Raw genomic sequence first — 13,933 nt, forward strand, 5'->3', positions numbered from 1 at the left:
TGCGCAATGAAGACGCTTTTTATCGACAAAACGACAAATCGTGCTGAAAATACCTATTAGAACCACAATTGCCTGCTTAATAGAACATAACAATGTTACGTTTCAATTAACAATCATCCATAAAAAAGCGACCTGCTGCAGGGAAATTCCCCCGAAGCAAATCGCCTTTTGAACGTTCATCTTACGTTCATGTTCATCCTCCAGCCATAGGAGACGTCATTGTCAGCCTAAGTACGGAGTGACTAACTTCCTTACCCGATCAATGCCGTCCCACATGTCTCCGGGACCATCATAGACGATCGTAATCGGTCCTTCATACTGATGCTCTTTCACCAGCTCCATGCACGAAATAAATTCCGCATCGTCGAGGTTGCCCTGTTCGTCCTGCTGCGCTTTGGCGTGGATGGATTCGCTTCTGGTAATCGTTCTGGACAATTCCTGCAGCTTGGTCGGCCCCTTAAAATTGCCGAAATCAGACGTCAATCCAAGCTGGTTGCCGCAGGCATCCAGCAGAGCCAGGCAGTTGTCCGCCGTGGAGGTCATTGCATGAAAATTCTCGGTAACGATACGGACCTGTTTATCCGCCGCGTAATCGATCAGCCGCTGAAGCTGGCTGGAGGCGAGCTTGAGTGCTTCGGCATCACCGGGATCGGCATCGCCGCCGATAATCCGGATCCGTTCAGCACCCGCAGCGGACGCAATATCGATCCAGCGCTGCAGCCACTCCATATCTGCCTCACGGCGCGTTTCATCCGGATTCGTAATGTCGCCGTAATCGGCGAGCAGCGTATAAAAGCGCATCCCCGCCTGCTGAATCGCCTCGCGAAGCTCTTGAAGATAGCTGCTGCTCGTGTCCTTGAAATGAAAGTGGCAAATTTCCATCGTGGTGAAGCCCTTGTCTCTCAGTACAGCCGGCAGTTCAAGCAGCGAGAGCTTCTCCGGCTGCTCCTCTACCCGGGTGACGTGTTCCTTCCGCTCATCATCCCACTGCGTCCAGCGCAGCGGTCCCAGATTGCGGTGCAGACTCCACGTCGTCAGCGATAAATTTGGCATTCAATCCCCACACCTTCCTGTAGTTGCTGCCCGTATTGTGAAATATGATAAAAGCCATACTAACCCCTTAATCCATAAGGAATCGGGCAGTTCAATCGCGTTCGTAGTACGGAGTTAGCATAGGGTCTGACGATAAGACACGTTTGTGGACGATGCCCTTCCGCCCCAAAACCCACTTCACCCTGAAAGCGATTGCATCTCCCCTAATACTGTAACTTCCGATTAGCATTGTCAATACAGGCTCGCGACATTTCAAAAAAAGGAGCGGATACGCTCAGGTGGCATCATGAAAAATAACACCGAGCGTATACCGAATACCAGTCTGTACCGTGCTCACCCCGTGACGGAGCGTGGTTCGGTAATAGCCTTTAGTCCCTTGAACCGGCCGGTAGTTCGTCGGGAAAATCAGCCCTTCACCCTGCTCGAGCGTGACCACATGCCCCCGGCTCTGCGCCCGCGGACGCTGCTCTACCAGCAGAAACTCTCCGCCGGTGTAATCCTGCTGCCTTTGATTCAGGGCGAACACGACCTGAAAAGGAAAATACGCTTCGCCGTACAAATCCTGATGCAGGCAATTGTAGCCCCCGGCTTCGTACTTCAGGATCAGCGGAGTAGGCCGCAGCTGGCCTTGCCGATGGCACTCTTCCAAAAATTCGTCAAGGGACGCCGGATACCCCGCATCCATGCCGAGCTGCTCATGCCAACGGTTGGCGGTCCGGGATAGCTCCGGGTACAGGTATTCCCTGAGCTGCTGGACCGCCGCAGGCAGCGGGCGGTCATAGTATTTATATTCTCCGCTGCCGAAGCGATACCGGGCCATCGAGATCGTGCTGCGGAACCGTTCTTCGATTGCGTAGGTTCCAATCAGCTCTTCGCATTCTTCCGGAGTTAGAATGGCAGGCAGCTTGGCATACCCTTGATCGTCTAACGTCTTCCGAAGCGCGCCCCAGTCCACCCCCTGAATCCGCTCCCGGAAACTAGCTGGCATGATGCGGTCCCCTAACCGGGACGGACTGCCCCGCTTCGAGAGCAAGCAGCCTCTCTTTCATTTCGAGGCCGCCGCGGTATCCCGTAAGCGCCCCATTCTTTCCGATGACACGGTGGCAGGGCACCATGATCAGCACCGGATTGGCTCCAATCGCCGCGCCAACGGCCCGCACCGCAGCCGGGCGTCCGATCTGGTGTGCGATCTCGGAATAGGTTGTGGTCCGCCCATAAGGAATGGAGCAGAGTGCCTGCCATACCTCCCGCTGGAACGGGGTTCCCCGGTCGTCCATTGGAATCGTAAATTGTTCTCTTGTTCCCTGAAGATATTCAGCGATCTCCGTAATGTAAGGAAGCATTGTCACTTCATCACGAACCCATTCATGGTTCGGATAACGCTGTGCCGCCCAGGCCTCAAGTTCATCAAAAGAACCATCGTGGGAACCGACATAACCGAGCCCTTGGGCCGTAGCGGCTGCATAAAGGCTCCAGCCGTCTCCGTCGAGCCTGTCCCAATACAGGGTTACCAAGTCAGTTTTGCTTGCCGTGATCATGTTCATATTCATACATTTGCACCTCCAGGGCAGCGCCGTGCTGCCATATTTGCCGGAATTCCAGCGGCGTTTGGCCTGTCATTTTTTTGAACAGCGTAATAAAATACGGGACATTCGAATTCCCGACCCCCGCGGCAATCTCCGTGATGGATTGGTCCGTGTGGGCCAGCAGGTGTTTCGCTTCCTGTATCCTTTTGCGCTGGATATATTCAACCGGGCTGATTCCCTGCACCCGCTTAAAGGTCCGCTGCAGATGAAAAGGACTTCCGTGACAGACATCAGCCAAATGTTCCAAAGACAGCTTATCCCGAAAATGACGGTCGATATAATCGGTGATTTGGTTCACCCATTCCTGATCGGGCAGCTTCTCGCCGGTCGGCTTGCACCGTTTGCACGGCCGGAAGCGGGCCGCCAGCGCCTCTTCCGCATGTTGAAAGATCCGTACGTTCTCCTTGTTGGGCGGTCTGGATTTGCAGGAAGGCCGGCAAAAAATCCCCGTCGTGCTGACCCCGTAAAAGAAACGGAAATCATACGCCGCATCGTTGGAAACAATCGCCTGCCACTTTTCCTCCGGAATATCCTCTTTTATCCGGCGCTTTATCTCGGTTTGGTCTATATCCCGGTCATTCCTGTGATCCTTCATCTGCCTCACCTCCATCCCCAGTATACCCTTCATTGAGCCGTTTGGGATGAAGTTGGGAATGTAAAAGCAAGATAACGAAATGAAAGCGTCCAGGTTTCGGTATACACTGGTAAGGTAAGCAAGATGCAAAGGAGGACCTCTTATGTCTACAACATGCCGACAAGAGACGATGCATTCGGTCTGGGATGCTCCTTATTTTACGGGCGTCACCACAATGAACATTTATTGCACCCCGTGGTGCGGCGGTCATCCTAAACCTGAAAATACAATTCGCTTCCATACCCGGGAAGAAGCCGAGCTTGCGGGGTACCGGCCATGCAGAAATTGCTGCTCCACCCTTCCCCGCGGCTCCTGGGAGGACCATAAGCACGAGATCAAGCTCTTCATCCCTGCCGAATTCAATTTCGAGGAAAACGTTAAATATTTGCTGCGCTCCTCCAATGAATGTCTGCACCGGATCGACAACAACCGGATTTACAAATCGCTGTCCGTCGCAGACGAGACACCGGTGATCGAAATCCGTGCCGGTGACTGCCGGGAGCTGGTCGTCCGTTTTCTTGGTGATACGGCCCCTTCCCGCAAATGGGTACGCGCGGAGGTGGCCCGTTATGTGCGGGAGTGGTTCGATCTGGACCGGGATATCGTCCCTTTCTATCGTTTGGCCGAATCCGATCCCCTCTTGAAAGGTCCTGTGCAGTCCTTCCGAGGCTTGCGGACCGTGGGCATCCCTGACTTGTTCGAGGCCGTTACCTGGGGAATCCTTGGGCAGCAAATCAACCTGACCTATGCCTATACGCTCAAAAGACGCCTGGTGGAGAACTTCGGAAGAAGTGTGGATTGCGAGGGAGAAACGTACTGGATTTATCCGACACCGGACAAAATCGCGGCATGTTCTGTTGAAGATCTTGCCGTGCTGCGGATGACCGTCAAAAAATGCGAATACCTGATCGATACCGCAAAGCGAATTGCCTCCGGTGAGCTCAGCAAGCTGGGGCTGCTGCAGACCGGTAGCCATCAGGCAGCTGAAAAGATGCTGACGAGCATCCGGGGGATCGGGCCTTGGACGGCGAACTACGTATCCATGCGGTGCCTGCGGTTTCCGTCAGCGTTTCCGATCGACGATGTCGGGCTGCACAACGCCATGAAGCATATTTTGGGAAGAGACAGCAAGCCGTCCAAGGCGGAAATCCGGCAGTTGTCCGCAGGCTGGTCGGGCTGGGAGTCATACGCTACCTTTTACCTGTGGAGAGTCTTGTATTAGGGTGCGCCAACAAATTAACGCTATAAAACCGCTAAGCCATCGCAGATGATCGGCTTAACGGTTTTGTTTTTTTACTCTAAGACCAACGCAGATTGGCTAAAGTTCCTGCCAAAATATCTTACATCATATTTCTAATTTTCAAAAAATTCCTTTGCATATTCTACAACGCCATGGACATCGGTAAGACCACCTTCAATAAGCTCAACAGCCATGAAATGATCGTCAGAAACGTCGAATGGCGCTTTAATGCCATATGAATTGGCTTTCTTATAGCCAAATTTCGGATAATATTTGTCATGACCCATAACGACAGAACCCTTATAACCACGCTGTGCAGCGATTTTGTGGCCTTCCATAATCAGCAACTTCCCAATGCCCTTGCTTTGCATTTCTGGTAATACAGCAACAGGTGCAAGGGCAATCAGCGTATGATTCCCCACTTTTATTTCCGTAAAAAGAATATGACCCACGATTCTGTTCCTGCATTCGGCTACAAGGGACAATTCCGGAACATAGCTCGCCGAATTTCTAAGCCTTTTTACCAAATGATGCTCATCGTGGTCTGAATAGTAAGCATCTTCAAATGCTTTTTGAACGACATCGTAGACTTCGTTAATGTCTTTAAGTTTTTCTTGTCTAATGATAACATTCATTGGATTACCCCCTTGTTCGTGATGATGCCGCTACATGCTGTTAATCATCATTTTAACGCTTTACAAAGAAAAAAGTGAATACGGTCAATAGACTGTACTCACTTCTATGATCGATTATAAACGCTAGACATTCTTGTGAAAAGCAATATACCCTCTTGAAATGTTCTATGATCAAATTATCTTAAATAGACGGGATTGGTCAGGCAGGTCATCACCTGTGCGCCCAGTTCCCCCATATCGCGTCTGGCCTCCATCCGGTAAAAGAGCCGGTCCTGGGGCAGCTCACAGGTCAAGGTTATCTCGTCATTCGCTGCCGTCCACTGCCGCTCCAATCCCCGGTCGGACCACAGGCTGATTTGATCTCCCTGGGCACGGCGGATCACGGCTTCCATCTCAACAGTCCCGTGCTCAGAGTTCCGCTGTACCTGATCCCCGGCGTAAGTGCCATTGATCTGAAAATCGATAAACGTGGAGTCCGGATCAAGGGTCAGCACCACATTTCCCCGGCGAATCCCTTCCAGAATTCCGGCTGCGGTCAGTGACTCCGACTGCACGTGCGCGGTCGGCCGTCCATGCTGAACCCATGGATGGGGACCGTGGAAATCGCTCCCTCCCACAGCCACGATCCGCCGGCCTTCGGCAAGGCGCTCCTGCCACCAGCGTACCGCCGTTTCGTTCAGCTCCCGCCACGGGCCGTTCCACACCTCGATCGCATCGAACGGAACGTCAAAGCCGAATTCCCACGGGCAGTCCGGGCAGAAAGGATGATTCAGCACCGCAAGCGCTCCCTTTTCCCTTCCTTTGGCCAGCTGTTCCGAAGCTTGTTCCACCGTATACACCCTGAAGTCCTCCAGCGCATCCAGCTGTCCAAGCAAATTCGCATGACCCTTATAATTGGTCATCTCGACGCCTGGGATGAGCAGCAGTTCTTCCGTCTTCGCCAGGGTGTTCCGGTTTTGGGAGAACGTATTATGGTCAGTCATGGCGAGAAAGGCAAGCCCTTTATCCAGACACGAGCGGGAAACCTCGCTGACGCTGTGTTTGCCGTCGCTGTAATAGGTGTGGGCATGCAAATCGCCTGGAATCCACCGTTTATGCTTGAGCTGGATCTCGATGGAGACCGAAACCTCCGTTCCTTCATCCGGCACTTTGTAGGCTCCCAGCAGCACGGCCCACTCTCCTGAGGCGATATCGCCCGAGGCATATCCGGGGGTCGCGGTTTCCAGTCCGACGAACATTTCGGTTCTGGCACCGCCGCTCCAGCCGACGATCCGCTCCGGGGAACGCAGGCCGAGGTCGATCACCGTCTTCCCGTCAGCGCGGTCGTATTGGTAAGCGACATGGATCCGTTCAGCATCAGCCGGAACATGAAAGCGCACTTCCAGGTACGTTTTCTCCTCTTCGGGAGATATGTTCACTTGCCGCCCGATCGTTACGACCGGCAAAGGTTCCGTCTCATTCATATGTGCTTGCATGGCGTGTTCCCCCTCTTTCATCCTATTATTCCTTCGTGGCACCCAGCATGATTCCTTTCATAAAGAACCGCTGCACAAACGGATAGATGACGATCAGCGGCAGAATGGCGATCATGATTCCGGCCATTTTTACATTCGTGGTGATGAGGTAGTTGCTGGAAGAAGTGCTTGAATCGATAATCATGGCTTTCAGAGCTACCTGCAGCGTATATTTCGAGCTGTCATTGATGAAAATCAGCGGTGCTGTGAACATGTTCCAGCGTCCCACGAATTCAAACAGCGTCACCGTAGCCAATCCGGCGGTCGCCAGCCTCATATAAATGGCCGCGAAGATCCAGAAGTCGCCCGCACCGTCGATTTTGGCGGATTCCGAAATTTCGTAGGGGATGCTCATGAAGAAGTTACGCATCAGCAGGATCGAAAACCCCGAGACAAGACCGGACAGAACGAGCACCGTCAGCGTGTTGATCAGGTGGAAGTCCTTGTTGACCACGTACAGCGGGATCAGGACGGCCTCTTGCGGAATCATCATCGTAATCAGGATGAAGGTGATCATCAGCCGTTTTCCCGGTACCCGGGGATGGATCAGCACATAGCCCGCCAGCGACGACAGCAGCACATGCAGCAGCGTTCCGAAAACAGTCACAATCGTGCTGTTCAGGAAAGGTCGCCACAAATCCAGACTGTTCCAGATCGTACGGTATCCATCCAGGCTGAATTCTTTGGGAAACAGGATAATATCCGGCCGCATGGACGCAACCCCGGAGGACAGCGAGAGCGATATGACGTTCAGGAAGGGAATGATCATCGTCAGCATGAGGCAGATAATGAACAAGGCGTTGAGCCAATCGAACACCGTCATCCGCTTGGCGTTTAAACCGTAATTCGCGTGTCTCATCATCTATTCCACCTCGTCAAATCGGGTTAGTGTCCGCACGGCAAGCGTCAATATCAGCGTAAAGACCAGAACGAAAAAGCTCGCGGCCGCACCCACGCCAACCTGCATCTCCATAATGCCCTTCTGAAACGTGTACATCATCAGCACATCGACATGGGAAGAGGTCGACGGATTGCGGAGGACAAAGACCTGGTCGAAGATCCTTAGCACCCCGAGCGTATTCAGCAGGATAATGACTTTCATCGTTCCTTTCAGCTGGGGAAGTGTCACGAATCGCACAAGCTGCCACCTGGTAGCCCCGTCCATGCGGGCTGCTTCGTACAAGGACGGATTAATCGAAACGATCGCGGCAAGAAACAGGATACAGCTGTAGCCCATGTCCTTCCATGTGGAGACCAGGATCATGACCCATCTCGCCCAGGTGGACTCGGCCAGAAAATGGATAGGTTCGATGCCGGCCACCTTGTGAAGCACCAAATTGACGATACCGGTGTCGGGCGAAAGGAGGAAGATCCACATTCCCCCGATCACGACCCAGGACAGCAAATGCGGGATGTAGAGCAGCATCTGCGCCGTTTTTTTAAACCATGCCGTCATGACTTCGTTCAGGGATAAAGCGATGACCAGGGGGGCGACAAATCCGAAGACCAGAATGCCTCCCCCGATCACCACCGTATTGCCCAGCGCTTTCCAGAAAAACGGATCATGCCACACAGCCGCATAATTCGCAAATCCGATATAGGGGCGCTCCCCCATCAGCTTGTAGTCCTGAAAACTGATCTGCAGGCCCCGCGCGAGCGGATAATAACCGTAAATGATAAAGTAAATGACGACGGGAAGCATCATGGCATAGAGTACGCCGTATTTACGAATCGCTCTCATCTTGTCTAACTTCACATCCTATCGGGTAAAATCAAACCGCGGGAGCTATTCGTCGATCAAATTCGCGCTCTTCAGTTCCTCCCGCATTTTCTTGACGGCATCGGCGGCGGGCATTTCCCCTGACATGGCTTTCAGCGCGTAATTTTGCACGATTTTTTCCGCGTCCGGCCAGCCCGGAAGGGCAAGTTCCAGCGTCGCATGCTGTTTGACCAGTTCTTGGGCGGCCTCGACGCCGGGCAGTTTGTCAAACGGGGACTTGACGTTTTCGTTGTACCAGAACGGCACGCCATGGTCCATGTTGTGCTCCTTGCCCTCTGCCGTCAGCGTATATTGGCCACCGCTCTCGGTATAATCGACGTCTTTAATACCAAGGCTGCCGAGGGTGATGCCCTCCTTGGAGTTCCAGAACTCCAGGAATTTCTCTGCCGCTTCTACATGCGGCGCATTTTGCGGCACGATCCAGAAGTCGGGGTCGCCCCGGCGCATCAGGATGTTGCCGTCCGGACCGGCGGCGCTGGCGATCGCTTCCGCCTGGAACGTTGTATTCGGATCCTGCTCTTTACGCAGGTTGTTGAACATGCCAACCCAGGCATCCCAGTACGTCACCATACCGACCCGGTCTGTCAGGAACAGGTTGCGCATTTTGCCTGTATCGTTCGTTACGAAGTTTGGATCCATGATGCCTTCCTTGACCAGCTTGGCAAACCATTCATACATCGGAATCGCTTCGTCGGAAGCATACGGGATCGTCCGCTTGCCGTCCTTCATCACATAGCGGTACTTCAAACCGGCCGCACTCATGAACCCCTGAATGTCATACAAGCCGGAAGTGCTCAAGCCGTAGGTGTCGTTTTTGCCGTTGCCATCCGGATCCTGCTCTTTAAAAGCTTTCAGCACCTGATAATATTCGTCCAGCGTTTTCGGCTCCTGCAGATGCAGCTTATCCAGCCAGTCCTTACGGACGATCGGCATCGTGCCGCCCTGGAATTTCGTGAAGACGGCATGGATTTTGCCATCCTTGTCTTTCAACTGATCCCATTCAGCGGTGGGAATCACCTTCGGATCAGAGAGCGTGCTCGACCCCTTAACAAAATCGCTTAGATCCGTCACCGCACCCTGCCCGACAAATTGATCCAGCTTGCCGAGGTCGCTGAGCTCGATCAGATCGTATTTCTCGCCCGAACCCAGCACGGTCAGCACTTTCTGGTCGTAGTCGCTCGCCGGCTTTTCGATCGTCACGTCAATGCCGGTTAACCGCTTAATCTCAGCCTCGAACTGTTTCATTTCATCCGGGGTTTTCCCGCCGACGTTAGCGGAGAGAATGCGAAGCTTCATTTCCGGCTGCTTGCCGGTATCCGCTCCCCCTTCCGCCGCCTTACCCGTGTCTCCTCCGCCGCTGCTGCTGCATGCCGAGACCAGGAGTGAACCTGCCAGCAGGGTTGCCATCAAAATGCCTGACTTTCTTTTCATTCAAAACACCTCCAACAATGATTTTTTTTAGATTATAGAATGATAAATTTTCAGCGGAGCTGAACGATTCTATAATCGCAAGAAAAACTTCCACTGGACGCGGTCTGTCTTCTTTGAAGGTACGTCGATAGACGTTTTTCTTATAGATAGCAATGTGTAAACGGTTTAATGGGTGCACGCGCAGGAACCGCGCTCCACCAGTTCGGACGGAAGGAGTATCCGCTTAACCCCGGCTGCGCCGGCAGTCACCTGCTCGATCAGCAGGCGGGCGGCTTCCATGCCGATGGTTCTTGCATCCAGCCTCATCCCGGTTAACGGCGGATGCATCGCGGGCGGGAAATGCTCGCCTCCGCTGAAAGCGATAACGGAAAGATCAGCGGGAATGTGAAGTCCAAGCTCCTCCGCCGCTTGATAAATGCCCATAGCCATCGATTCGTTGTCCGCCAGAATGGCGGAAATTCGAGAATGTTCGCGAAGCATCTGCAGGGTCATCTCGTATCCGAAGCGGATCGAGGTTCCATCGTCATCCGGCTTGTTCTGGATCAGTCCTGCCAGCGAATCCACACCGGCTTCGCGATGGGCCAAATAATAACCCAGCTCCCGATCCTCCGCCACGGTCCGGTCCTTCGCCGAGTTGAGAAACAATATCCGCCGGTGCCCTTGCGTCAGGAGAAGCCTGACCGCTTTGGCGGCCGCCGCGATATTGTCGTTATCGACGGAGCATACCTGTCCGGCCCGTTCACCTGATGGACGTCCTACCACAACGATGGGGACGTGTCTCTTCAGCCGGTCTTCAATTCGGGGATCGTCATGAATCGGGTCGAGCAAAATTTCTCCGTCCACCGGATCTGAAGCGATAAGCTCCACCTGCTTCAGCAGGGAAGGCTGCAAAATGTTGATCAATATCCGGTAGCCATGTTCATAACAAACCTCCATCATGCCGTCGAGCAATTCGTGCTGGAACGCGTCCAGCGGCATTTTCTCGCTGCGCATGTTCAGCCCGATAATGTTGGTTTTCCGGTTTACGAGGCTCCTTGCCCAGTAATTCGGCCTGTAGTTCAATTCCTCCGCCGCCTTAAGCACACGCTGCGTGACCTCTTTGCTGATGGGACGTTTCTTGCTGAACACGCTGGATACCGTACCTTTCGAAACCCCCGCAGCTTTTGCTACATCAGCAATCGTAACCACGTTCGCCTAATCCTCTCCTTCATGTCTTGGCTTGGAATTTGTCTCAAGTACAAGTCCTACATTAAACCGGTTTTGTTAAAAACGTTCCATGTTCATGAAATATGTATGTAAAACCTGAACATTCGATGATCAATTCCGGCATTAAACCGTTTTTTCTTGTCCAGCGGTTTGGCACATCCCGCCACGGACGCTGGATTTCAGCACAAAAAACCCCGCAAGCGAGGTTTTGCATTGATGCCTTATTCAGATATGCTGCGGTTTACTCAACAAGCCGAAGCCCGATGACGCAGCCGATGACGCCCACGATACAAAACAGTCGAACCGGCGTTTTCGATTCCTTGAAAAACATCATGCCCACAACGGCCGCTCCAACCGAACCGATCCCGGTCCAGACCGCATAAGCCGTCGACAGAGGGATCGACTCGATCGCTCTGACCAGCAATGAAAAGCTCGCGATGAAACCGCCGATAAGAATGAGGTTGTTGGTCCAGTTATTTTGTTCGGATACCCTTTTGATTCCAATCACGCCGACGATTTCAAGCAATCCGGCGGCAATAAGCAGCACCCAAGCCATTAGCTGTGTTCCTCCCCGCTGGTAAGTTTTAAACCGATGATAAACAGCAATAAGAGCAAAATAATGCCGACTTTCAGCAGGCCAATACCACCGGAATAAACAGCTTCCACAACCACGGTTCCGATCGTGCCGATCCCGGCAAAAACGGCGTAGGTTGTCCCGACCGGCAGAACCTTCGCTGCACGGATGACCAGCTCAAAGCTCGTCAGCAGGGCAATCAGCACGATGATGGAGGGAATCTCCACATATTTGAAGCCTGAAGCCCAGACGATTTCGAGGATTCCCCCGATCGCCACATAAGCCCACGCCTGGTTTTTGCTTAACGGTTTGCGCGGTTTCACGGGTTTCGCTGGCGTCGTGGTTTTTGCTTGTTCATTCATTTCGATCCCTTCCTTTCGTCTTATCCGTTTGCTGCGCTTGCTCGTGCCGCAAATACTCGTCGACGATGCGGTCGATGTAGTTCACCGTATCTTCATCCAGTCCAAGGACCTTTTCGCTTTCCCCGGCTTCGGGACGAATCCACTCCCAATACTTCTCCAGCACGTCTTCCCGGCCATCAAACCACCCTTCGCCAATGGTCAGCAGCCGCTGTGCCAACTGTCTGGATGCCGGTGAATCCGGCGGCTCTTCAATGTGGCGATGGATGTCCCGCAGCAGGCCGATCCATTCATCCGACCGCGGATCATCCTCATCAATCTTCGGCAGCTTCTCAATAATCGGGAGCTCATCGGGAGCAAACTGCCGAACCCTATTGTTCCGCTGAACGGATTTTGCTGCCGAGTCGGCTTCTCTTGAATGGAGCATCTGGATGAACAGGACCAGTTCTTCCACCGGCACGTCACCCCGGAGCTCGATTGTGCGCAGCGTCGTCAGCAGCCGGCGCTCGAGCAGCTCGAGGCGATGCTTTTCATCCTGGAGCAAATCAAGCTGCATCCGAATTGCGTGAGTCCATTTTTCAGCGTGAGACCCCCCGGCTTCCGCCTCTAATACGCTTCGGATTTGTCCCAATGTAAACCCAAGCTGCTTCAAAGTCGTAATGTGGTGCAGCTTCATGATGTCGTCTTCGTTGTAGTACCGATATCCGGCATCAGATACGAAAGAGGGGGTCAGGATACCCATTTCATCGTAATAGCGCAGCGTGCGGATGGAGATACCTGCCTCCTTGGCCAATTGTCCAATTTTATACATCAACTTAAGCACCTCCCATATCCATACTAAACCCTCACGTATAGGTGAGAGTCAAGTACAAATCCCGTTGGTTCCCCCGACAAAAAAAGCACCCCTTATAGAACATCGGAACAGCCCTGGCTGTCCAATGTCTGATAAGCGGTGCATTCGTGTACTTCGTAAGCTTTAATGACTCCCTCGAAAACCGGTTCGCCAAGAGGGGTACAGCGGTTTCCATCCCAGTCCGCGGGCTTTGGCATTTGCCGCACCACGTTCCCAAGGCTGCCCCTCCCCTGCAGCGGTGTGCCGCAGGGAAACACCGACCGACTCCGCAAAAATCGGGAGCCAATCGGTGCCCCGTGCCGGCTCATCATCCACAATATTATAAGCACCGGACGGCCAATCCAGCGCTTGGCATGCGGCATGGGCGGCGTCCTCCACATGTACGAATGAGGAAACTCCTTCATTGGCAGACATTCGTCCCTCACGCAACTCTTCGGCCATATACCCGCCGCTTGTATACCATGTTCCGGGACCATAAAACAACCCGTAGCGAAGAATGACATGCTCCGGAATTTCCGCTGCGGTCTCCTCAAGTGCAGCAACGGCATCCACCGTACGTTTACGGGAAGGATCCGCAGATTCGACATCCAGAGGTACATTTTCTGTCGCCGGACCATTCCCCGGCTGATAAGCCCACGCAATGCTCTGGACAATGATTCGTTTCACGCCGGCTTCGCGGGCGGCATCGACCAAATGACGGGTTCCTTCCACCCGAATGCGGGAGTTTTCCGCGAAAACCCGGCTGCCGAGGGATGTCAGCTGGTGGATGACGACTTCCGGGCTTGCTTCGCGGACTGCTGCAAAAGTAGCATCCCGGTCAAATGCATCCGCGACGAGGGCTTTAGCTCCCAATGATTCAATGACTTGTATGTTTTCCGGCCGATGAGTCGTACCTGTTACCGTATGGCCGGCCTGGACCAGCCGCGGCACCAGCATACGGCCGACAGCTCCGGAAGCGCCTGCGATCAAAATATTCATGCGCCCTCTCCCCTTTCATGCATCGTAAATTCCATGACACGGCTATTGTAGCATGAGTCATTGACGGGAATAAGGGCCAATCCACAGCGG

General features: G+C 53.4%; 15 protein-coding genes. 1 reads left to right on the top strand and 14 read right to left on the bottom strand.

From position 1 onward, the window contains the following. Positions 1-222 precede the first annotated feature (222 nt). From C7820_RS07445 to C7820_RS07460, 4 genes are all read right to left on the bottom strand, one after another. The gene (locus C7820_RS07445) at positions 223-1,053 is read right to left on the bottom strand and encodes a sugar phosphate isomerase/epimerase family protein (RefSeq protein WP_116230400.1); all 831 of its coding nucleotides are present in this window, start codon (positions 1,051-1,053) and stop codon (positions 223-225) included. Positions 1,054-1,327: 274 nt separating this feature from the next. Further along, a complete protein-coding gene (locus C7820_RS07450) occupies positions 1,328-2,041 on the bottom strand; it encodes a 2OG-Fe(II) oxygenase (RefSeq protein ID WP_116230401.1) in 714 nt (237 codons plus the stop codon). Next, on the bottom strand, positions 2,031-2,603 hold the full coding sequence (locus tag C7820_RS07455; RefSeq protein WP_309545741.1) for a methylated-DNA--[protein]-cysteine S-methyltransferase: 573 nt from the start codon (positions 2,601-2,603) through the stop codon (positions 2,031-2,033). The genes C7820_RS07450 and C7820_RS07455 overlap by 11 nt, the downstream gene beginning before the upstream one ends. After that, positions 2,569-3,294, bottom strand: a complete 726-nt coding sequence (locus C7820_RS07460) for a bifunctional transcriptional activator/DNA repair enzyme AdaA (RefSeq protein WP_397334154.1) — start codon at positions 3,292-3,294, stop codon at positions 2,569-2,571. Before C7820_RS07460 ends, C7820_RS07455 begins: the two co-directional genes overlap by 35 nt. A gap of 82 nt (positions 3,295-3,376) precedes the next feature. Here C7820_RS07460 and C7820_RS07465 point away from each other — a divergent pair, with 82 nt between their 5' ends. Then, positions 3,377-4,495: an Ada metal-binding domain-containing protein gene (locus tag C7820_RS07465; RefSeq protein WP_258875155.1), complete on the top strand. Its 1,119-nt coding sequence runs from the start codon at positions 3,377-3,379 to the stop codon at positions 4,493-4,495. Positions 4,496-4,626: 131 nt separating this feature from the next. On the opposite strand, the gene C7820_RS07470 is transcribed toward C7820_RS07465, so the two are convergent. The 10 genes from C7820_RS07470 to C7820_RS07515 form a co-directional block, all read right to left on the bottom strand. Then, positions 4,627-5,148: a GNAT family N-acetyltransferase gene (locus tag C7820_RS07470; RefSeq protein WP_076165352.1), complete on the bottom strand. Its 522-nt coding sequence runs from the start codon at positions 5,146-5,148 to the stop codon at positions 4,627-4,629. A gap of 176 nt (positions 5,149-5,324) precedes the next feature. Further along, positions 5,325-6,623, bottom strand: a complete 1,299-nt coding sequence (locus C7820_RS07475) for a CehA/McbA family metallohydrolase (protein ID WP_116230404.1) — start codon at positions 6,621-6,623, stop codon at positions 5,325-5,327. 25 nt (positions 6,624-6,648) lie between these two features. Next, positions 6,649-7,524 (bottom strand): carbohydrate ABC transporter permease, encoded by an 876-nt coding sequence (locus tag C7820_RS07480; protein WP_244169143.1) that lies wholly within the window; start codon positions 7,522-7,524, stop codon positions 6,649-6,651. Next, positions 7,525-8,403 (bottom strand): ABC transporter permease subunit, encoded by an 879-nt coding sequence (locus tag C7820_RS07485; RefSeq protein ID WP_105442891.1) that lies wholly within the window; start codon positions 8,401-8,403, stop codon positions 7,525-7,527. A 45-nt stretch (positions 8,404-8,448) separates the two neighbouring features. Beyond that, positions 8,449-9,873 (bottom strand): extracellular solute-binding protein, encoded by a 1,425-nt coding sequence (locus tag C7820_RS07490; protein WP_116230405.1) that lies wholly within the window; start codon positions 9,871-9,873, stop codon positions 8,449-8,451. Between the two features lie 165 nt (positions 9,874-10,038). Continuing rightward, on the bottom strand, positions 10,039-11,061 hold the full coding sequence (locus C7820_RS07495; protein ID WP_116230406.1) for a LacI family DNA-binding transcriptional regulator: 1,023 nt from the start codon (positions 11,059-11,061) through the stop codon (positions 10,039-10,041). A gap of 259 nt (positions 11,062-11,320) precedes the next feature. Further along, positions 11,321-11,635, bottom strand: a complete 315-nt coding sequence (locus C7820_RS07500; RefSeq protein WP_076165359.1) for a DMT family transporter — start codon at positions 11,633-11,635, stop codon at positions 11,321-11,323. Then, positions 11,635-12,015, bottom strand: a complete 381-nt coding sequence (locus tag C7820_RS07505) for a DMT family transporter (RefSeq protein ID WP_076165362.1) — start codon at positions 12,013-12,015, stop codon at positions 11,635-11,637. The genes C7820_RS07500 and C7820_RS07505 overlap by 1 nt, the downstream gene beginning before the upstream one ends. After that, positions 12,008-12,823, bottom strand: coding sequence for a MerR family transcriptional regulator (locus tag C7820_RS07510; protein ID WP_116230407.1), 816 nt, complete (start codon positions 12,821-12,823; stop codon positions 12,008-12,010). Before C7820_RS07510 ends, C7820_RS07505 begins: the two co-directional genes overlap by 8 nt. 165 nt (positions 12,824-12,988) lie before the next feature. Continuing rightward, positions 12,989-13,843 (bottom strand): NAD-dependent epimerase/dehydratase family protein, encoded by an 855-nt coding sequence (locus C7820_RS07515; RefSeq protein ID WP_116230408.1) that lies wholly within the window; start codon positions 13,841-13,843, stop codon positions 12,989-12,991. Between the last annotated feature and the right edge of the window lie 90 nt (positions 13,844-13,933).

It is taken from the genome of Paenibacillus sp. VMFN-D1, from assembly GCF_003386155.1.
In the GTDB taxonomy this organism is placed as follows: Bacteria; Bacillota; Bacilli; order Paenibacillales; family Paenibacillaceae; genus Paenibacillus_AQ; species Paenibacillus_AQ favisporus.